Annotated in this window: 16 protein-coding genes; 9 read left to right on the top strand and 7 right to left on the bottom strand. The window is 70.2% G+C overall.

The window, feature by feature from the left end; genetic code table 11:
- Positions 1-5: 5 nt before the first annotated feature.
- Positions 6-1223 (bottom strand): glycoside hydrolase 5 family protein, encoded by a 1218-nt coding sequence (locus tag ACWDLG_RS14515; RefSeq protein WP_449919830.1) that lies wholly within the window; start codon positions 1221-1223, stop codon positions 6-8.
- 45 nt (positions 1224-1268) lie between these two features.
- Entirely contained in the window at positions 1269-2300 is a 1032-nt protein-coding gene (locus ACWDLG_RS14520; protein ID WP_449919833.1) for a LacI family DNA-binding transcriptional regulator, read from the bottom strand.
- 100 nt (positions 2301-2400) lie between these two features.
- Between ACWDLG_RS14520 and ACWDLG_RS14525 the strand changes: the two genes are divergently transcribed.
- Genes ACWDLG_RS14525 through ACWDLG_RS14540 form a run of 4 tightly spaced genes read left to right on the top strand, consistent with a single transcriptional unit; the run spans position 2401 to position 8462 of the window.
- The gene (locus ACWDLG_RS14525; protein WP_449919835.1) at positions 2401-3678 is read left to right on the top strand and encodes an ABC transporter substrate-binding protein; all 1278 of its coding nucleotides are present in this window, start codon (positions 2401-2403) and stop codon (positions 3676-3678) included.
- A gap of 4 nt (positions 3679-3682) precedes the next feature.
- Positions 3683-4555, top strand: coding sequence for a carbohydrate ABC transporter permease (locus ACWDLG_RS14530; RefSeq protein ID WP_354906415.1), 873 nt, complete (start codon positions 3683-3685; stop codon positions 4553-4555).
- Position 4556: 1 nt separating this feature from the next.
- On the top strand, positions 4557-5423 hold the full coding sequence (locus ACWDLG_RS14535) for a carbohydrate ABC transporter permease (protein WP_449919837.1): 867 nt from the start codon (positions 4557-4559) through the stop codon (positions 5421-5423).
- Positions 5424-5450: 27 nt separating this feature from the next.
- Positions 5451-8462 (top strand): alpha-mannosidase, encoded by a 3012-nt coding sequence (locus ACWDLG_RS14540; RefSeq protein WP_449919839.1) that lies wholly within the window; start codon positions 5451-5453, stop codon positions 8460-8462.
- 19 nt (positions 8463-8481) lie between these two features.
- Here ACWDLG_RS14540 and ACWDLG_RS14545 read toward each other — a convergent pair whose 3' ends face one another.
- The 3 genes from ACWDLG_RS14545 to ACWDLG_RS14555 form a co-directional block, all read right to left on the bottom strand.
- The gene (locus ACWDLG_RS14545) at positions 8482-10062 is read right to left on the bottom strand and encodes a hypothetical protein (RefSeq protein WP_449919842.1); all 1581 of its coding nucleotides are present in this window, start codon (positions 10060-10062) and stop codon (positions 8482-8484) included.
- Between the two features lie 148 nt (positions 10063-10210).
- Positions 10211-11596 carry a class I SAM-dependent methyltransferase gene (locus tag ACWDLG_RS14550; protein WP_449919845.1) on the bottom strand — a complete coding sequence of 462 codons (1386 nt, stop codon included), beginning with the start codon at positions 11594-11596 and terminating at the stop codon, positions 10211-10213.
- Between the two features lie 11 nt (positions 11597-11607).
- Positions 11608-12231 carry a Uma2 family endonuclease gene (locus tag ACWDLG_RS14555; RefSeq protein WP_449920565.1) on the bottom strand — a complete coding sequence of 208 codons (624 nt, stop codon included), beginning with the start codon at positions 12229-12231 and terminating at the stop codon, positions 11608-11610.
- 283 nt (positions 12232-12514) lie between these two features.
- Here ACWDLG_RS14555 and groES point away from each other — a divergent pair, with 283 nt between their 5' ends.
- From groES to ACWDLG_RS14570, 3 genes are all read left to right on the top strand, one after another.
- On the top strand, positions 12515-12826 hold the full coding sequence (gene groES, locus ACWDLG_RS14560) for a co-chaperone GroES (protein ID WP_148036826.1): 312 nt from the start codon (positions 12515-12517) through the stop codon (positions 12824-12826).
- Positions 12827-12977: 151 nt separating this feature from the next.
- A complete protein-coding gene (gene groL, locus ACWDLG_RS14565) occupies positions 12978-14600 on the top strand; it encodes a chaperonin GroEL (RefSeq protein ID WP_449919847.1) in 1623 nt (540 codons plus the stop codon).
- Positions 14601-15225: 625 nt separating this feature from the next.
- Positions 15226-15864: a sigma-70 family RNA polymerase sigma factor gene (locus tag ACWDLG_RS14570; protein WP_354906501.1), complete on the top strand. Its 639-nt coding sequence runs from the start codon at positions 15226-15228 to the stop codon at positions 15862-15864.
- Positions 15865-15970: 106 nt separating this feature from the next.
- Here the strand turns inward: ACWDLG_RS14570 and ACWDLG_RS14575 are convergent, their stop codons facing one another.
- Both ACWDLG_RS14575 and ACWDLG_RS14580 read right to left on the bottom strand, forming a co-directional pair.
- Positions 15971-16348, bottom strand: a complete 378-nt coding sequence (locus ACWDLG_RS14575; RefSeq protein WP_354906407.1) for a DUF5319 domain-containing protein — start codon at positions 16346-16348, stop codon at positions 15971-15973.
- Between the two features lie 28 nt (positions 16349-16376).
- Entirely contained in the window at positions 16377-17387 is a 1011-nt protein-coding gene (locus ACWDLG_RS14580; RefSeq protein WP_354906406.1) for a helix-turn-helix transcriptional regulator, read from the bottom strand.
- Between the two features lie 419 nt (positions 17388-17806).
- Here ACWDLG_RS14580 and guaB point away from each other — a divergent pair, with 419 nt between their 5' ends.
- On the top strand, positions 17807-19291 hold the full coding sequence (gene guaB, locus ACWDLG_RS14585; protein WP_449919850.1) for an IMP dehydrogenase: 1485 nt from the start codon (positions 17807-17809) through the stop codon (positions 19289-19291).
- Between the two features lie 9 nt (positions 19292-19300).
- On the top strand, positions 19301-20419 hold the full coding sequence (locus tag ACWDLG_RS14590; RefSeq protein ID WP_449919853.1) for a GuaB3 family IMP dehydrogenase-related protein: 1119 nt from the start codon (positions 19301-19303) through the stop codon (positions 20417-20419).
- Positions 20420-20450: the final 31 nt, after the last annotated feature.

Genomic DNA, 20450 nt, shown 5'->3' on the forward strand with positions numbered 1-20450 from the left:
TTGTCTCACTGCTGGGTCAGGACGGTGGTGATCCCCCGAGCGTTGAGATGGTCGCTGTCGGCCGCGCGGCCGGCGGTGACGATGGCCAGCGGTCCGGCCTGGCGCAGCCGTACCCAGGCGCGGTGGAAGGCGCTGCCCGGCGCGACCTCGGCCCTGCGCTCAGGCTCGGTGCGCAGGTCGACGTCGCACAGCAGCGCGGGCCTCGCGGCGGCGGTACGGCGCTGCTCCTTGATGAAGGCCGCGAGTTCCTCGGCCGCCGGCTTGGCACGGTGGTCGACGGTGAACAGGCCGAGGTCGTACTCGCGGTCGGGGAAGTCGGCCAGGGCCCGGTCGAGATCGTGGGAGCACCACCAGGTGACGCCCCACAGCGCGGGGTTGGCCGTGACCGCTTCGAGCATCCCGCGGACGAACGCGGGAGCGTCGGCCTCGGGGATGTCGGGGCGCGGGGCGCCGACCTCCTGCAGCCAGACGGGACGGACCGGGTCGAGCGCGGTGGCGGCGGCGAGCTCGACGAGGTAGTCGGCGTGGGTGACGGTGGCGGGGCCGAGCGGGCCGTCGAGCCTGGAGACGCCGTTGAACACCCACGAGTGGACCGTCGTCAGGTCGCCGAGGTCGACGTTGTCGGCGGGATGGAACGGGTGGGCGGGGTCGTACCAGCTGGCGTCGTAGAGGGAGTGCAGGCTCAGCAGGTGGGGGGCGGCGGCGCGGACCACGTCGATCAGGTCGGCGGCCCAGCGGGTGGACGCCTCCGGGGTGGTCGGGTTGGCCGGGTAGAGGTTGTTGACCTCGTTACCGAGCGTCACGGCGAAGACGTTGGGACGGCCGGCCACGGCGCGGGTGAGCCGGTCGGCGTAGGCGGCGATGCCGTCGCGGACGTCGGTGTCGGTGAAGAGGCTGCGCTCGTGCCAGGTCAGCACCCACGACGGCAGGAAGTCGAAGCTGGACAGGTGCCCCTGCAGCAGGTCCACGGCCACGGACAGGTCGAACTCGGCGGCGATGTCGATCAGCCGCAGCAGGTCGTCGATGCCGCGCTGCCTGATCAGGGTGCGGTTCGGCTGGATCCACGGCCAGATGGGGAACACCCGGACGTGGTCGAGCCCGATCCCGGCCAGGTCCTCGAAGTCACGCCGGATGTCGTCGGGGGAGGGCTCGAGCCAGCTGTGGAACCAGCCTGCCGAAGGCACGTAGTTGGCGCCGAAACGGATGGGGTGGGGCAGGGGCACGCGTCCTCCGAACGTGAGTCGATCTCCCCGGGACCCTAAACCGATTTAGTCGCTCTGCCAAGCCCCTGGCGCCGCCGTGCTGCCCCTGACGACCAGCCGCGGGGTGGGCGTCCTGAGGTCCTGCCGCGCCTCGGGGTCGGCGATCACCGCCAGCATGACCTCGGCCACCTGGCCGCCGAGGGCGAAGGTGTCGCGCGAGAGCGCGGTGATGGCCGGGTGCGCGATGCGTGTCAGCACCGAGTCGTCGAAGGCCACGATCGACAGCTCGTCCGGGACCCGTACGCCCATCTCGCCGGCCACGCCCAGGCCCGCCAGGGCCATCACGTCGCTGTCGTAGACGATCGCGGACGGCCTGCGGGAACGCGACAGCAGCGCCCTGGTCGCCGCCGCGCCCTCGGCGTCGCTGAAGTCGGTCGCCAGCGACACCGCCTCGGCCAGTTCCAGCCGCCGGGTGGAGTCGCGCAGCGCGCGGATGCGGCGCTGGGTGTGCCGGAAGGCGGGCAGGCCGGCGACGTGGGCGACGTGCCGGTGGCCGAGCGCGGCCAGGTACTCGACGACCGACACCATCGCCTCCCTGTCGTCGGCCCAGACGCTGGACAGGGAGCCGTGCCGGCCGGGACCGCCGAGCACCACGGTGGGCACGCCGAGCTCCTCGAGCGCGCCGATCCTGGGGTCGCTGACCTTCAGGTCGACCACGATGAACCCGTCGACCCGGTGCGCGGAGGCCCAGTCGCGGTAGATCTCCATCTCGGCCGCGACGTCCTCGACGATCATCAGGTGCGTCGCCACGGACTGCGCCGACAGCCCCGCCTGCAGGCCGGACAGGAGCTGGGCGAAGAACGGCTCCACGCCCAGCGTGCTGGCCGGCCTGGCGATCACCAGGCCGACCGCCTCGGCCCTGGCGCCGCCGAGAGCCCTGGCGGCGCTGTGCGGACGCCAGTTCATCTCCTTGGCCACCTGGAGGATGCGGGCCCTGGTCGCCTCCCCGACGCCGGGGCGCCCGTTGAGCGCGAACGACACCGCGCCCTTGGACACCCCGACCCGCTTCGCGATGTCGGCGATCGTCGGACGGCCCACGACTGGCTCCTTCACGAGTTCATCTCAGCTATTGACACAGGAGTCTAGCCAGGGGGATAGTCCCGCAACTAGAGCGGTTTAGTCCCCGAAGGAGAGCGTCATGCGAAGGTACTGGGCAGGGCTGGCCGTCGTGGCCACGATGGTAGCCGGGGGCTGTGGGCTGGGCGAGGCGGGGCCGGAGGCGGCCGCGCCGAGCGCGGGGGCGACGGGGGAGGTGAAGGGCAAGGTCAGCCTGCAGACGTGGGCGCTGAAGCCCAAGTTCACCGATTACGTGCAGGGCGTCATCGACGCCTTCGAGAAGAAGTACCCGGGCGTCGAGGTCGAGTGGCTCGACCAGCCCGGCGAGGGCTACGCCGACAAGGTGCTGAGCCAGGCCGCCAGCGGCACCCTCCCCGACGTGACCAACCTGCCGCCGGACTTCGCGCTCCCGCTGGTGAAGCAGGGCATGCTGCTCGACGTCTCCCAGGTGGACCAGAAGCTGGCCGACGAGTACGTCGCCGGCGGTCTCGACGCCTACAAGTACGCCGGGGTCCAGGGCACGTACGGGTACCCGTGGTACCTCAACACCGACGTCAACTACTGGAACTCCGAGCTCATGACCCAGTACGGCCTGGACCCGAAGCGGCCGCCGACCACCTTCGACGAGCTCGTCGCCCAGGCCAGGACCGTCAAGGAGAAGTCCGGCGGCAAGGTCTACCTGATGAGCCGCAGGCCCGAGCTCGGCGACCTGGCCAACGCCGGCGTGAAGCTGATGGCCGACGACGGCAAGAGCTTCGTCTTCAACACGCCGGAGGCCGTCGCGGTGCTCGACAAGTACCGCGACGCCTTCAAGGAGGGCCTGCTGCCGCGCGACATCCTGACCGACACCTACGCGGGCAACGCCAAGCTCTTCAGCGAGAAGACCGCGGCCTGGACCACCGGCGGCGGCAACTACATCACCAGCCTGGCCACCGACAACCCGTCGCTGGCGCCCAAGGTGGTGTCCTCGACGGTGATGGGCACGCCGCCGCTGTACGTGCAGGGCCTGTCGGTCGCCAAGCAGACCAAGAACGCGCCCGCGGCGATCGCCCTGGCCCGCTGGGTGACCAGCCCGGAGAACCAGGCCGCCTTCGCCCACCTGGTGAGCATCTTCCCGAGCACCAAGGCGTCGGCCGGCGACCCGTTCTTCAGCAAGAGCGACGGCACCAACGCCGGCGACGCCAAGGTCATCGCGTTCACCTCGCTCGCGCAGGCCAAGCTGCTCCAGCCGGTCGAGGTCACCGAGGCGATGAGCAAGTTCATCCGGCAGCAGTTCGCGCTCGCGATCAGCGGTGAGACCACCTCCAAGGAGGCCCTCGACGCCGCTGTGGCCAAGTGCAACGAGCTCCTCAAGAACTGATCCGATGACCCATCGCCGCTGGTTCACGCCGTGGCTGCTGGTGGCACCCGCCGCGCTCTGGCTGTTCGTGTTCAACGTCTGGCCGTCGATCAACACGGTGGTCCTGGCGTTCACCAACGCCAAGCCGCTGGGCGGCGGGCGCTTCACCGGCCTGGAGAACTTCGCACGGGTGCTGGACGACGACCAGCTCGCCGACGCGCTGCTCAACAGCATCGTGTTCATGCTGGTCTGCCTGCCGCTGCTCACCATGCTGCCGCTGCTGATCGCGATCCTGGTGGAGAAGAAGCTGCCCGGCATCATGTTCTTCCGCACCGCCTTCTACACCCCCGTGGTCGCCTCGGCCGTCGTCGTGGCGCTGATCTGGGGCTGGGTGCTGGACGACCGGGGCCTGGTGAACGGCTTCGCGCAGTGGCTCGGCGTCGTCGCCGCGCCGGTCCCGTTCCTGACCGACCGCTGGCTGCTGCTGTTCAGCGCGATCAGCCTGACCGTCTGGAAGGGGCTCGGCTACTACATGATCATCTATCTCTCGGCCCTCGGGAACGTCAGGCGCGAGCTCCACGAGGCCGCAGCGGTCGACGGCGCCGGCCCGGTGCGCCGGTTCTGGAGCGTCACCGTGCCCGGCGTGCGCAACACGATGCTGCTGGTCTCCGTGCTCGTCTCGGTCTCCGCGCTACGCGTGTTCTCGGAGCTGTACGTGCTGTCCAACGGCACCGGCGGGCCCGGCGGGCGGGACATGTCGGTGGTCATGCTCATCCAGCTCTACAGCCGTGGCTTCACCGGCCACCTCGGCTACGCCTCCGCGCTCAGCATCGTCCTGCTCCTCATCACCATCGGGCCGATGCTCCTGCTCCTGCGGCTCAACAGGAAGGCGGCCTGACGTGGCGGCGCACGCCAAGACCGCACGGCGCGGCGGCTTCAACTCGATCGGCGTGGGCGAGAAGGTGCTGCGCTACGCGCTGCTCCTGCTCGTGCTGGCGCTCACCGTCTCCCCGTTCCTGTGGCAGCTGTCCACCTCGCTCAAGAGCCTGCAGGAGGACATCTACACCCAGACGCCGAGCTTCCTGCCCGAGCAGCCCACGCTCGACAACTACGCCCAGGTCGCCGACACGATCCCCGTCTGGTCCTACGCCGTCAACTCGCTGATCGTGGCCGCCATCGTGGTGATGGGCAACGCCGTCGGCGCCACCATCGCCGGGTACGCCCTGGCCAAGCTCCGCTTCCGGGGCGCGAAGCTGCTGCTGGGCCTGTTCCTGGCCACGCTCGTGCTGCCCGGCGAGGTGACGATCGTCTCCCAGTACGTCACCGTGCGCGGCCTCGGCCTGGCCGACACCCTTCTCGGCGTCGCGCTGCCCGGCGCCATCGGGATGCTCAACGTGCTCCTGATGCGGACCGCGTTCCAGTCGATCCCCCCGGAAATGGACGAGGCGGCCATCATCGACGGCGCGACCGCCTGGCAGCGGCTGCGCCACATCGGCCTGCCGAACGTGCGCGGCATGCTCAGCGTCATCACGATCTTCGCCTTCATCGGCGCGTGGGACGACTTCCTGTGGCCGCTCATCGTCCTGACCGACCCCGAGAACTACACCCTGACCGTCGGCCTGCAGTACCTCAACGGCACATTCAGCGCCAACCCCCGGCTCATCGCGGCCGGCACGATGATCTCCTTCCTGCCGATCGTCATCGTGTTCGCGGCACTCCAGCGCTTCTTCTTCAGAGGCGTGGAGGAAGGCGCGATCAAGGGTTGACCGTCCACATCACCAGGGAGTCCCCCGATGCATGACGACCGCGATCTGGTCGAAGCCCGTCTCAAGCGCGTCCTCGACGAGCGCATCCGCCCTGCGGTCTACCCGGAGTCGGTGCCGCTCGACGTGGCCGTCTGGCACGCGCCCGGCGAGCCGGTGCCCGTCGCCGAGGGACTGTCGGCCGTACCGGAGCCCGTCGCGGTCGGCGACCAGTGGGGTGCGCCGTGGGGCACCAGCTGGTTCACCGTCACCGGCACGGTGCCCGCCGCCTGGGCGGGCAGAAGCGTCGAAGCCGTGCTCGACCTCGGCTTCGACGAGAACATGCCCGGCTTCCAGTGCGAGGGCCTCGTCTACCGCCCCGACGGCACCCCGGTGAAGGGGCTCAACCCGCGTAACCAGTGGGTGCGCATCGGCGCGCCGGTCGAGGGCGGCGAGGAGGTGCGGCTGCACATCGAGGCCGCCGCCAACCCCGTCATCCTCGACTACCACCCGTTCCTGCCGACCACGCTCGGCGACAAGGAGACGGCCGGCAGCGACCCGCAGTACCGGCTGGCCCGGATGGACCTGGCCGTCTTCGACGAGACCGTGTGGCAGCTCGTGATGGACCTCGAGGTGCTGGGCGAGCTGATGCGGGAGCTGCCGGTCGAGGGCGCCCGCCGCTGGGAGATCCTGCGCGCCGTGGAGAAGGCGCTCGACGCGGTCGACCTGCAGGACGTGAACGGCACCGCGGCCGCGGCGCGCGAGCAGCTGGCCGGCGTACTGGCCACGCCCGCGGCGCCGTCCGCGCACCGGATCAGCGCCGTCGGCCACGCGCACATCGACTCGGCCTGGCTGTGGCCGCTGCGCGAGACCGTCCGCAAGGTGGCCAGGACGACCTCCAACATGACCGCGCTGCTGGAGGACGAGCCCGCGTTCGTCTTCGCCATGTCGCAGGCGCAGCAGTGGGCCTGGGTGAAGGAGCACCGGCCCGAGGTCTGGGCCAAGGTGACCAAGGCGGTGGCGGCCGGGCGGTTCGTCCCGACGGGCGGCATGTGGGTGGAGTCCGACACCAACATGCCGGGCTCGGAGGCCATGGCCCGGCAGTTCGTGCACGGCAAGCGGTTCTTCCTCGACGAGTTCGGCATCGAGAACGACGAGGTGTGGCTGCCCGACACGTTCGGCTTCGCGGCGGGCCTGCCCCAGATCATCAAGGCCGCCGGGTCGAAGCGGCTGCTCACCCAGAAGATCTCGTGGAGCCAGACCAACACCTTCCCGCACCACACCTTCCTGTGGGAGGGCATCGACGGCACCCGGATCTTCACCCACTTCCCGCCCGTCGACACCTACAACTGCTCGATGAAGGGCGCCGAGATCGCCCACGCGGCGCGCAACTTCAAGGACAAGGGCGTCGCGCGGCACTCCCTCGCCCCCACCGGCTGGGGCGACGGCGGCGGCGGCACCACCCGCGAGATGGTCGCCAAGGCGGCCAGGATGCGTGACCTGGAGGGCTCGGCCACCGTCACCTGGGAGACGCCCGCCGAGTTCTTCGCCAAGGCCGAGGCCGAGTATCCCAACCCGCCCGTCTGGGTCGGCGAGCTCTACCTCGAACTGCACCGCGCCACGCTCACCAGCCAGGCCAAGACCAAGCAGGGCAACCGGCGCAGCGAGTCGCTGCTGCGCGAGGCCGAGCTGTGGGCCGCCACCGCCGCGGTCAGGGCCGGGCACCCCTACCCCTACGAGCAGCTCGACCGCATCTGGAAGACGGTGCTGCTGCACCAGTTCCACGACATCCTGCCCGGCTCGTCCATCGCCTGGGTGCACCGCGAGGCGGAGCGGACCTACGCGCAGGTCGCCGCCGAGCTGGAGGCGATCATCGACGCCGCCCAGCGCGCCCTGGCCGGCGACCCCGCCGCGGGCACGTCGCTGCTGTTCAACTCCGCCCCGCACGCCCGCCGCGGCGTCGCGGCCGGTGCCGCCGGCACCCCCCTCACCGGCGCCGACACCGGCCTGCGCCCCCGGGACGCGGGCGGATACGTCCTCGACAACGGCCTGCTCCGCGTCGAGATCGACGAGCGGGGCCTGGTCCGCTCGGTCTACGACCTGACCGCCGGACGGGAGACCGTCGCGCCGGGTCAGGCGGCGAACCTGCTGCAGATCCACCCCGACTTCCCCAACATGTGGGACGCCTGGGACGTGGACGAGTTCTACCGCAACACCGTCACCGACCTGGTCGACGCCGACGAGGTGGCGCCGGGCGCCGCTCCCGGCTCGGTCGAGGTGGTCCGCTCGTTCGGCCGGTCGACGGTGCGGCAGGTGCTCAGCCTGCCGTCCGGCGCCAGGCGGCTCGACATCCACACCGAGGTCGACTGGCACGAGACCGAGAAGTTCCTCAAGCTGGCCTTCCCGCTGGACGTGCACGCCGAGCGCTACGCCTCCGAGAGCCAGTACGGCCACGCCTACCGCGCCACCCACACCAACACGAGCTGGGAGGCGGCCAAGTTCGAGGCGTGCAACCACCGCTTCGTCCACCTGGAGGAGCCCGGCTGGGGAGTGGCCGTGGTCAACGACTCCACCTACGGCCACGACGTGACCCGCACGGTGCGCGCCGCCGACTCCGGCACGACCACCACCCTCAGGGTCTCGCTGCTGCGCGCGCCACGCTTCCCCGACCCCGAGACCGACCAGGGCGTGCACCGGTTCCGTCACGCGCTCGTGCCCGGCGCGACGATCGGCGACGCGGTGCGCGAGGGCTACTTCGTCAACCTGCCCGAACGGACGGTCCCCGGCGACGCCGAGGTGGCGCCGCTGGTCGCGATCGACGACGACGCGGTCGTCGTGACCGCCGTCAAGCTGGCCGACGACGGGAGCGGCGACGTGATCGTGCGCTTCCACGAGGCGCGCGGCGGCAGGGCGCGGGCGACGCTGACCGCGGGCTTCCCTGTCACCCGCGTCACGGCGACGGACCTGCTGGAGCGGCCTCTCGCGGAACGGCAGCACGAAGGGGGCGCGGTGCCCCTGACGCTGCGGCCGTTCGAACTGGTCACCCTGCGACTGAGCCGGTAGGGCCCGTGGGCTCGATCGTCTAGTCCTTGGGGTTGCGGCTGGGCCGCAGGAGTGCCTCGGCCAGCGCGAGCATGGTCTCCTCCAGCGCGCCCAGCCGCTTGGTCAGGTCGCTCGTGGCGGGCTCGACGATGCCCGAGACGCTCTCGGCGAGCTCGGCCCGGTCGGGCCTGGCCGCGACGGCGTCGGTGAGGGCGGCGGCCGCGGTGGTCAGCCGCTCGTCGATCGCCTCCAGGCGCTTGACGTGCTCCGTCGTCTGGCTGTCGAGCAACTCGCCGACCCGCTCGCCGATGCCGAGCGTGACGGGCAGCTGGCCCACCCGCTGGTTGACCGCCTCCACCCGGTCGTCGATGGCCTCCAGGTGCTCGCCGGCCTTCTCGGCGGCGCTGGACATGCCGGTGAGCGTGGCGTCGATGCCGTCGAAGCGGCCGACGACGCGCTCCTCGACCTCGGCCAGCCGCTCGTCGAGCGTGTCGAGGTGGGAGTCGAGGTCGTTGAACCGGCCCTCGGTGCGGGTGGCGGTCTCGGCGAGGTGGTTGGCCGCGCCGGCCATGCGCTCGTCGAGCGTGGTGAACCGGCCGTCGACCCGCCCGTCGAGCCCGTCGAAGCGGTCGTCGTGGCGGCCCAGGTGGCCGTCGAGCGCGCCCAGGCGCTGGTCGACGCCGGACAGGCGGGAGTCGAGCCCGCCCAGGCGGGCGTCGACGCCGGACAGGCGGGTGTCGATGTCGGCCAGGCACTCGTCGGCGGTCTCGATGCGCCCGTCGACGGTGGTCAGCCGGTTGTCGACGGCGATGAGCCGGCCGTCGGCCCGGTCGATCCTGCTGTCGACACCGTCGAGGCGGCCCGTCAGGCGGGTCTCGGTGGCGTCGACCCTGGCGCCGACCTCCTCGATGGCGGCCGAGAGCAGCTCGGTGGAGGCGGCCAGCGACCCGTCGACCGCCTTGAGCTTCGTCTCGACCATCTCCGGCAGGCCCTTCACGCCGCTCTCGATGCGGTCGGTGCGGCTGGTGAGCTCGGCCATCGACTTGTCGAGGCGGGTGAAACGGTTGGCGGCGGCGTCCATGCTGGCGCTGAGCTGGCCGAGCTTGCCGGCGAAGTCGCCGAGGCGCTTGGCGATGCCGTCGGTGCTGGCGATGACCGACTCGATCCGCTTGAGCGCCTCGTCGAGGGTCTCGCTGACGGTGCTGATGTCGGCCCACAGGCTGGGCAGTTCCGCCACCGGCTTGACCCGCTCGCCGACGGACTCGACCCGGGCCTCGATGCCGCCCACCTGCTCGCCGACGGCGTCGACGTGGTCGCGTACCGCCTCCACGTGCTGGGCCAGGCCCTCAGCCCAGGACGGCGGCCTGGTGGTGATGTCGTCGAGGCGGCCGCTCACGGTCTCGAGCGTGCCGGTCAGCCCGCCGAGCTCGCGCTCGCGGACCTCCCGCAGCAGCCACTCCATGCCCTCAAGGCGCTGGCGGATCTCGTCGAGCACCGCGCCCTGCGTGCGCTGCTCGTAGACGTGGTCCTGCGCGGCCCGCGCGAGCAGCTCGCGCATCCTGTCGGAGATGGCGGTCTGGCTGCCTGCCTGGAGAAGGGTGGTGTGGTTGGAGTGATCCACCGAAAGCTCCTTCACTCGCCGACGTCTGCCGCGCAGCGGTGGGTAATCGTTAGGGGTGAACTCTCGCCCGGCCACCTTAGTAGCTCGATCAAGATCTTTCGGTGTCGACTTTAAAAGATCGTGATTGTCGATGTATCGCCCTGATTTGTCATTTACCCAGTTCGGGAGGGGTGCAGATAAGCACGGAAGGGCGGTCGGAGATTCGGGTCAGAATGACCACCGCGGATATGTTTCCGGACAGTCGCAAATCACTGCGCAACCGTTCGATGTCGACCGCCGAGGCGCGTTTCTTGATGGTCACGTTTCCGACATTGCGCGCGCGAAGTGCCGCTCTCAGTTTTTTCACCGAGAACGGCATCACTTCATTCACCTCGTACCTGGACGCCCAGACGGTGTCGACGAGATCGTCACCGGTGATGTAGGCGATCAACGGGTCGGCCAGGCGCCCGTTGACCATGGCGGCCACCTCGGCGACCAGGTGCGCGCGGATGGCGGCGCCGTCCGGCTCGTAGACGTAGCGCCCCACCGGGCCGACGGGGGCCTGCGCGCCCGTGGGGGTGAGCGTGCCGCCCTCGGGCAGCAACGTGGCCCTCCTGCCGAACTCCGCGCCGCCCGCCGCCGCCTCGCCGATCCGGGCTCGGGGTACGGCCCGCCCACCCGCGTCCGTCCCCGCCTGGCCCGCGTCCGTCCCCGCTTGACCCACGGACGTCCCTGCCTGGCCCGCGTCCACGGCCATGCCGGACAGGGCGCCCGTCCAGATGGCGGCCTCCTTGACCTCGCCCTTGAACGAGACCCACTCGGCCTCGGCGCCCGGCGGGACGAACTCGTAGGGGATCCCCGGCGCCACCTTCAGGCACGCCGCCGGCGCCCGCTCGAGCAGGTCGAGGATGACCGGCCAGGTGGGGGAGTAGGCGTTCGGGTCGAAGGTCCGCCCCTTCGCGGTACGGCGGGCGGGATCGGCGAACAGGACGTCGTAGGCGGCCGGGTCCACGGAGGCGGCGTCAGCCGTACGGACCGTGACCCTGTCGGACAGCCCCAGCGCGTCGGCGTTGGCCAGCGCGACGGAGACGGTCAGGGGGTCGGTGTCGACGGCGTCCACCTCGCAGCCGGCGCGCGCCAGCGCGACGAGGTCGCCGCCGATGCCGCTGCAGACGTCGACCACCCGCAGGCGCGAGCCGGGCCGGGGCGGTGCCCCCTGGGGCGTGGTGGGGATCTCGTGCGGAGACGCGGGAGCGGCGGGCCTGGCGGTGAGGAGGGCGATCCGGCGGGCACGGTGCTCGGCGACCTCGCGGCGGGTGGCCTGCTCGACCCCGTGCGGAGTGAAGTACATCAGCGCCGCGTCGTCGCCGAACTTCGCCCTGCCCCGCTCCCGCAGCTTCGCCTGGGTGAGGGCGGCGGAGGTGAGGGCGGCGTCGTAGGTCCTGCGCAGCCTGGTCGCGGCCACGACGGGGTCCCCGCTCGCCAGTTCGACGGCCTCGGCGAGGGCCTTCTGGCCGCGAGGTGTCAGGAGTGCGAGGAAGGCGTCGTGGTCCACGCCATACGACGTTAGTGCAGGGCGTCGAGCGTGATGTCGATGGGGAAGGGGACGGAGACGGCGAGCCGGTCGCGGTGGATGCCGGTGGCGACGTAGGCGCCTACGACCTCGTCGAGCTCGTAGGTGTGGATGACGGGCTTGCCGTTCTCGTCTTTCACGATCCAGAAGTGCTCGATGCCGGCCGCGGCGTAGATGCCGGGCTTGACGTGGTTGTCACGATGCTCCGACTCCGGCGAGACCACCTCCACCACCAGGTGGACCTCACGGGGTGTGTAGGCCGTGCGGTCCAGGTCGGCCGCGACCGTGGCGTCGATCACGACGAGATCGGGGCAGGGGCGCTGGCGGGGCGCGATGGTGACGTCCATCTGGGCCGCGATTCCGCGGTCCAGAGGGGCCTGGCCTTCGAGAGCCGTGGCGAGGCGGCGAATGACGAGATCGTGGAAGCGTCTCTGGGGGGACATGAGGAGGAGGGCTCCATCGACGAGTTCGACATGCTTGAAGAGATCCGGTTCGCCATGGGGCCCGTCCTCGGGGAGCAGGTCCAGGTCGTCGGCCGTCCACCCGCCCTCCGGTGGCAACGGCCAGTTGGCGAGGACGTGGCGCACGTCATCCATCGTGCTGGTCACGTCACGCATCGTAGCGTCGTCGTCACCGCCGTTTCTGGTCGTCACGTGGTCCAGTGTTCCCCTTTTCGCGGCTCTGTGTCGTCCGGGAGGGGAGTTTTCCGGCGCCCGAGTATCGCTCTGAGCTGAGCAGAGCGGTTCGTGTTGACGGGCAAGGCCTGCTTGCATACTGTTTCGTGTTGGCACTCTCCCCTTGAGAGTGCCAACGTGCGACGAGGCAGGTCTGACACCCGCGACGGCAGGCCCAGCTGGTCGCCTCTTCTAGATCATCCAAATCTGAAGGGGAGGTCCGATCGTGACGACCGCCACTAAGGTTCCCGTTAAGCCGCTCGGCGACCGCATTGTGGTCCAGCCGCTTGAGGCCGAGCAGACCACCGCTTCCGGCCTGGTCATCCCGGACACCGCGAAGGAGAAGCCGCAGGAGGGCAAGGTCCTCGCGGTGGGCCCGGGCAACTGGGACGAGGACGGCGAGAAGCGCATCCCGCTCGACGTCAGCGAGGGCGACATCGTCCTCTACAGCAAGTACGGCGGCACGGAGGTCAAGTACGGCGGCGAGGAGTACCTCGTGCTCTCCGCCCGTGACGTTCTCGCCATCATCGAGAAGTAAGCCGTGAGAAAGCCCCGGGCCCGCCAAGTGCCCGGGGCTTTCACCGCCAACGGACGTGCCTGATGGACCGCCATCTGCCCGACGCGTCGGCTGAGGCAGGCGACGGCGGCCCTCGTACGTCTCCGGATGGGACGCTGAGAGGACTTTTCCCATGCCGAAGATCCTGGAGTTCGAAGAGGACGCGCGGCGCGCGCTTGAGCGCGGCGTCAACGCCCTCGCGGACGCAGTGAAGGTGACCCTGGGCCCGCGCGGCCGCAACGTGGTCATCGACAAGAAGTTCGGGGCGCCGACCATCACCAACGACGGCGTCACCATCGCTCGCGAGGTCGAGCTCGAGGCGCCGTACGAGAACCTCGGCGCCCAGCTCGCCAAGGAAGTGGCGACCAAGACCAACGACATCGCCGGTGACGGCACCACCACGGCGACCGTCCTCGCCCAGGCGATGGTCCGCGAGGGCCTGCGCAACGTGGCCGCGGGCGCTTCCCCGCTGTCGCTCAAGCGCGGCATCGACCAGGCCGCCAAGGCCGTCAGCGACAAGCTGCTGGCCTCCGCGCGCCCTGTCGAGGACAAGAAGGAGATCGCCAATGTCGCGACGATCTCCGCTCAGGACGCCAAGATCGGCGAGCTGATCGCCGAGGCGTTCGACAAGGTGGGCAAGGACGGTGTCATCACCGTCGAAGAGTCCAACGCCATGGGCATGGAGCTCGAGTTCACCGAGGGCCTGCAGTTCGACAAGGGCTACCTGTCGGCCTACATGGTCACCGACCCCGAGCGCATGGAAGCGGTCCTCGAGGACCCGTACATCCTGATCCACCAGGGCAAGATCGCTTCGATCGCCGACTTCCTGCCGCTGCTGGAGAAGGTCGCCCAGACCAAGAAGGCGCTGCTGGTCATCGCCGAGGACGTCGAGGGCGAGGCCCTGGCCGTCCTGGTGACCAACAAGATCCGCGGCACCTTCACCTCGGTGGCCGTCAAGGCCCCCGGCTTCGGTGACCGCCGCAAGGCCATGCTGCAGGACATCGCGATCCTGACCGCCGGCCAGGTCGTCAGCGAGGAGATCGGCCTCAAGCTCGACCAGGTCGGCCTCGAGGTGCTCGGCACCGCCCGCCGTGTCGTCGTCACCAAGGACGCCACCACGATCGTGGACGGTGCCGGTGACGCGCAGGCGATCGAGGACCGCGTCAAGGAGATCAAGCTCGCCATCGAGCAGTCCGACTCCGACTGGGACCGTGAGAAGCTCCAGGAGCGCCTCGCGAAGCTGTCCGGCGGCGTCTGCGTGCTGCGCGTCGGCGCGGCCACCGAGGTGGAGCTCAAGGAGAAGAAGCACCGCCTCGAGGACGCGATCTCCGCGACCCGCGCCGCGATCGAGGAGGGCATCGTCTCCGGCGGTGGCTCCGCGCTCATCCACGTCTCCAAGGACCTGGACGACCTCGGTCTGTCCGGCGACGAGGCGACCGGTGTGGGCGTCGTCCGCCGCGCGCTGATCGAGCCGGCCCGCTGGATCGCCGAGAACGCCGGTCTCGAGGGCTACGTCGTCACCCACAAGGTCTCCGAGATGTCCGCGGGTCACGGCCTCAACGCCGCGACCGGCGAGTACGGCGACCTGGTGGCGCAGGGCGTCATCGACCCCGTGAAGGTGACGCGCTCGGCCGTCCAGAACGCCGCGTCCATCGCGGGCATGCTGCTCACCACCGAGGCTCTCGTGGTGGACAAGCCCGAGGAGGAGGCCCCGGCCGCCGGTGGTCACGGCCACGGTCACGGCCACGGCCACTGACCTGCGTCGACCTGAGGTCCGCGTCCCGTCCCGGGGCGCGGACCTTTCGCATTCCTGGGACGATCCGCCCCTGCCAGGCGACGTGACGGCCCCCGGGGCGGCAGTCCCTTCCCGCACGGTGAGGGCCGCTCCGGGGTGGCAGTCTCCCGTACGGCAAGCCCCCCACGCCCACCGTGGGCACGGGCCGGGGTCCGTCCTGCCACGCCACTCCAGCGGGACGGGGCGGGCCGCCGTTACGTCACGCCCCCTGAACCGACGTCCTGAACCGCGCACAGAAGGCGGAAGGGGCCACGCCGAGGCGGGAACGCCCGCCGCAACGACCCGTCCTCGCAGGTGGGTGGTCATGCGGTTTCGGCGGTGGGGTGGTGACGGAGAGTTCGCGGAAAGGCGATGGGTGGGCGAGTGCGAAGTTGTCCGGAAAGAGAACTATTTCGCGGTAAACCGAACACGTTCGTAAAGCGTCCCCCCGTCTGACGTGTTTCCTGCATTTCAGCTAATGGCCTGAAATATCGTCACACACCGAAACCCTTAGTGTGGCGGACCGATTACGCCGCGTTATCGTCGCTTCAATGTGACCAATCCGTAGCCGTTCGCTATGACGACAGGCACGATCAGTGCGGGCATCATGCCTAACGTGAGCGAGGGAAGCGTCGCCGACGCCAAAATTGGGGTAAGGCTTGCGTCGAGACTTCCGGCACGAGCGGACGAGTCCGACCTTCGGGAACTGACGAGCCTCGCCGTCCAGGGGGATCGCACCGCGATCGAATCTCTGCTCGGGGAGCTCCGTCCCATGGTGGTGCGCTATTGCCGTGCGCGACTGGGGAGGGTTTCCGGGCAATATCACATCGCCGATGACGTGGCGCAGGAAGTCTGCATCGCCGTGCTGTCCGCGCTGCCCCGCTACCGTGACATGGGCCGGCCGTTCGCCTCCTTCGTGTTCGGGATCGCCTCCCACAAGGTGGCCGACGCGCTGCGCAGTTCGGTGCGCTCCGCCGTACCGACGCAGGATCTGCCCGACGGGCCCGACGAGGGGCCGGGGCCGGAGGAGACGGTCGTCCGCTACATCGAGGTGGAGCACGCCCGCAGGCTGCTGTCGCGGCTGCCGGACAACCAGCGCGAGCTGCTGCTGTTGCGGGTGGTGTCGGGGCTGTCGGCCGAGGAGACAGGTAATGTACTCGGCATGACACCAGGTGCGGTGAGGGTCGCCCAGCATCGGGCGCTGGCCAGGCTCCGGCAGATGGCCGAGCTGGAGTCGATCGCTTGACCGAAGAAGAAAGCGACGCGCTCCTCGACGCGTTGTCACGGGGCGAGCCGCCGCCCCTCGGTGATCCGGCCGCCGCGCTGCTCGCGGCGCTGCTGGAGGACGTCGGTCAGCGTCGCTCTTCGGTGTCGATGACGCCGTCGACGTAGCCTCTGGCGTACTCCCAGCTGACGTAGTCGGACGGGTCCGGATGGAAGGCCGGCTCGTGCACCTGCGGCTGGCCGTTCTCGATCATCTGGCGGAGATTGCCGCGCAGCAGGTCCCAGTCGAAGAAGTGCTGTTCGGAGCATTCCGGGCAGTCGAGGACCAGGCCCAGCACTCCCTGCGGCTCCAGCAGGGAGCGGAAGACCTCGACGTCGGCCAGGTCGGTGATGGCCTCGTCGCGCTCGGCAGCGGTCAGCGGCTCGGCGTCGTCGAGATCGCCCAGGGCCGAGCTGGGATCGTTCGGGTCGTCCGCGAACGGGTCCGGTGGCACATCTTCCAACACCTTCCCACCATAAGACCGATGGGGTCCTTCAGGTGAGCCATCCTCGTCGCGCGGCCTCCACGCCCGCGTGAAAACGTGACTGGGCGCCCAGCTCGGCCATGGCGTCGGCGAACCTGGCGCGGACGGTGCGGACGGACACCCCGAGATGGCGCGCGATGGAGTCGTCGCACATGCCCTGCGCGGCCAGCCGCAGCACCTGCACCATGCCGTCGCCCTTGCGTCCCCAGGGCAGTGGTACGGCCCGCGCCCACAGCTCCTCGAACAGCGAGTGCAGCACCCCCACCACGATCGGCGCCCGGACGACGTAGAAGTTGTAGGCGTGGTCGGGCAGGTTGCCGCCCCACGTGGCGGGCAGCCCCGCCACCCCGGGCCCCGCGGTCATGAACCAGCTCGGCACCCGGTCGAGCGTGCGGACCTGGCCTCCGCTGGCCAGTAAGCGGGTCAGCTGGTCGCGCACGCCCGGCAGCGTGAGCGTCGAGACCGGGATGACCGCGCGCAGCGACAGCAGCTCGCGCTGCTGGGCGTCGACCCACGGGTCGGCGAACTTGCGGGCGAAGTCGAGCATGGTGCGCTCGTCGGGGATGGCGGTGAGCAGGTCCATCGGCGGCGCCTGGACGGCCATGCCGACCACGCTCTCGTAGAGGATGTCGGCGCCGCTGACCAGCTCGACGGGAAAGGGCCCGCTCTGGTAGTCGCGGCCGGCGTCGTAGTCGCGGATCAGGTGGCGGATGGACGACAGGGCGGAGTCGATGCGGCGGCTCTCCTCCGCCAGCAGGTCGAGGCGCTGGGCGATGAGCCTGCCGAGGGCGCCGGCCGGGTGGCGGGCGAGGTAGTGGCCCGACTGCTCGTCGACGACGCCCAGCCGGACGAGGTCGTCGAGCTGCCTGCCGACGGCGTCGGCGGGGCCGTCCATGGCCGCGGCGAGCTCGGTCACCGTGGCCCGGTGCAGTCTCAGCACCGCCGTGTAGAGCGCGGTTTGCCCCGGATCGAGGCCGAGGGTCTCGAGAGGGTCCGACGTGGTGCTGGAGTGGTTGCGCATGTGCGGTGCTCCGTAGGGGGGACACGGGCGTGCCGCGAGGATAACCCGGTCGCAGGGCCGTGTCCCGCCCTTGCGCCGACTGCTTCGCGCCACGTGCAACTTCGTGCAATTGCACGTTTTCACATTGCGATGTGCCATCGCGTAACGCAGCATTAACCCAGCGTCGGCACCAGCAGGACGAACAGCGCCGCCACCTGGACACGGAGGGGGGTCCGGTGGCATTCCGCGCCTCGTCCGAGGCTGCCGGTGGCCGGAGAACCGGGGCGGATCACCGACCGCCCCGGTTCTCCGGCACTTCACGATGCGTGGAGGACGACGGACCGTGGGGGTCATCGTCCTCCATCCCCACCCTGATCCTTTTGGGCCTACCCACTAAACTGGCTGTCACAAGCATGAATGGCAGCTGGAGGGGTCACGGCATGTCCAAGTTCACAGAGACGGGGCTCACGTTCGATGACGTGTTGCTCGTTCCCGCTTATTCGGACATGCAGCCGGGCGATGCCAACACGGCAACCCGGCTCTCGCGCGGCATCACGCTGTCCATCCCGCTGGTCTCGGCCGCGATGGACACCGTGACCGAGGCGCGCATGGCCGTGGCGATGGCCCGCCAGGGCGGCATCGGCATCCTCCACCGCAACCTGTCCATCGAGGAGCAGGCTCAGCAGGCCGACCTGGTCAAGCGCTCCGAGGCCGGCATGGTCACCAATCCGGTGACCTGCTCGCCCGACGACACCCTCGCCGACGTCGAGCGGCTGTGCGCCAACTACCGCATCTCCGGTGCCCCCGTGACCGACGCCGACGGCGTACTGGTCGGCATCGTCACCAACCGTGACATGCGTTACGAGAGCGACCAGAGCCGGACCGTGCGCGAGGTCATGACCCCGATGCCGCTGGTCACCGCGCCGGTCGGGGTGTCGCGCGACGAGGCGTTCGCGCTGCTGAAGGCCAACAAGATCGAGAAGCTGCCGCTGGTCGACGCCCAGGGCAGGCTGCGCGGCCTCATCACCATCAAGGACTTCACCAAGAGCGAGCAGTACCCGCTGTCGACCAAGGACGCCGACGGCCGCCTGGTTGTCGGCGCGGCCATCGGCGTGGCGGGCGACGCCGAGAAGCGCGCCCAGGCCCTCATCGACGCGGGCATCGACGTGATCATCGTCGACACCGCCCACGGCGACTCCAAGGGCGTCGGCGACATGATCGCCAAGGTCAAGGCCAACAGCCACGGCATCGACGTCATCGGCGGCAACATCGCCACCCGGGCGGGCGCGCAGCTGCTCATCGACGCCGGCGCCGACGCGGTCAAGGTGGGTGTGGGCCCCGGCTCGATCTGCACCACCCGGGTGGTGGCGGGCGTCGGCGCGCCGCAGATCACCGCCATCCACGAGGCGTCGCTGGCCTGCGGCCCCGCGGGCGTCCCGCTGATCGGCGACGGCGGCCTGCAGTACTCGGGAGACATCGTCAAGGCCATCGCGGCCGGCGCCGACACCGTCATGCTCGGGTCCCTGCTCGCCGGCTGCGAGGAGTCGCCCGGCGACCTGATCTTCATCAACGGCAAGCAGTTCAAGTCCTACCGGGGGATGGGTTCGCTCGGCGCGGTCCGCAACCGCGAGCGCGGCGGCACCTCCTTCAGCAAGGACCGCTACGGCCAGGACACGGTCGGCTCCGAGGACAAGTACATCCCCGAGGGCATCGAGGGCCAGGTCCCCTACCGCGGGCCGGTCTCGGCGGTCACCTACCAGCTCGTCGGCGGTCTCCACCAGGGCATGTGGTACGCCGGGTGCCGCACGATCGACGAGATGCACGAGCGCAGCCGGCTCATGCCGATCACTTCCGCGGGTCTCAAGGAGAGCCACCCGCACGACATCCAGATGACGGTCGAAGCCCCGAACTATCACAGAAGGTAACTGTTTTTGATGACTCAGGTGGAGATCGGCCGCGGCAAGACCGGCCGCCGTGCCTACGCGCTCGACGAGATCGGCCTGGTGCCCTCGCGGCGCACGCGCGACCCGGAGGAGGTCTCGATCGCCTGGCAGATCGACGCCTACCGGTTCGAGCTGCCCGTGGTGGTCGCGCCGATGGACAGCGTCGTCTCGCCCGCCACGGCGATCATGATCGGCAAGCTGGGCGGCCTCGCGCCGCTCGACCTCGAGGGCCTGTGGACCCGCTACGAGGACCCGAGCCCGCTGCTGGAGGAGTGCGCCGAGCTCGACGCCGAGGCGGCCACGCGCAGGCTCCAGGAGATCTATACGGCGCCGATCAAGGAGGAGCTGGTCGGGCGCAGGATCCGGGAGATCCGCGACGCCGGCGTGACCACCGCGGTCCGCCTGTCGCCGCAGCGCACCGTGCAGTTCCACAAGACGGTCATCGACGCGGGCGTCGACATCTTCGTGATCCGCGGCACGACGGTCTCGGCCGAGCACGTCTCGAGCAAGGCCGAGCCGCTGAACCTCAAGCAGTTCATCTACGAGCTCGACGTGCCGGTGATCGTGGGCGGGTGCGCCACCTACACCGCGGCCCTGCACCTGATGCGCACGGGCGCGGCGGGCGTGCTGGTCGGCTTCGGCGGCGGCGCCTCCCACACCACGCGCAACGTGCTCGGCGTCGCCGTCCCGATGGCCACGGCGATCTCCGACGTGGCGGCGGCGCGGCGCGACTACCTCGACGAGTCAGGTGGCCGCTACGTGCACGTGATCGCCGACGGCGGCATGGGCACCTCGGGCGACATCGCCAAGGCGATCGCCTGCGGGGCCGACGCGGTGATGGTGGGCTCGCCGCTCGCGCGGGCGACGGAGGCTCCCGGTCACGGGTTCCACTGGGGTTCCGAGGCGCACCACCCCGACCTGCCGCGCGGGCGCAGGGTGCAGTTCGGGACGGTGGGCACGCTGGAGCAGATCCTGCACGGGCCGTCCACCGTGGCCGACGGGTCGATGAACCTGATGGGTGCGCTGAAGCGCACGATGGCCTCGACCGGCTACTCCGACATCAAGGAGTTCCAGCGGGTCGAGGTGGTCGTCGCGCCGATCCAGCGCTGACGTCCTGACCTGAGGAGACCCGCGCCCCGTC

The organism is Nonomuraea sp. NPDC003727 (genome assembly GCF_053586935.1).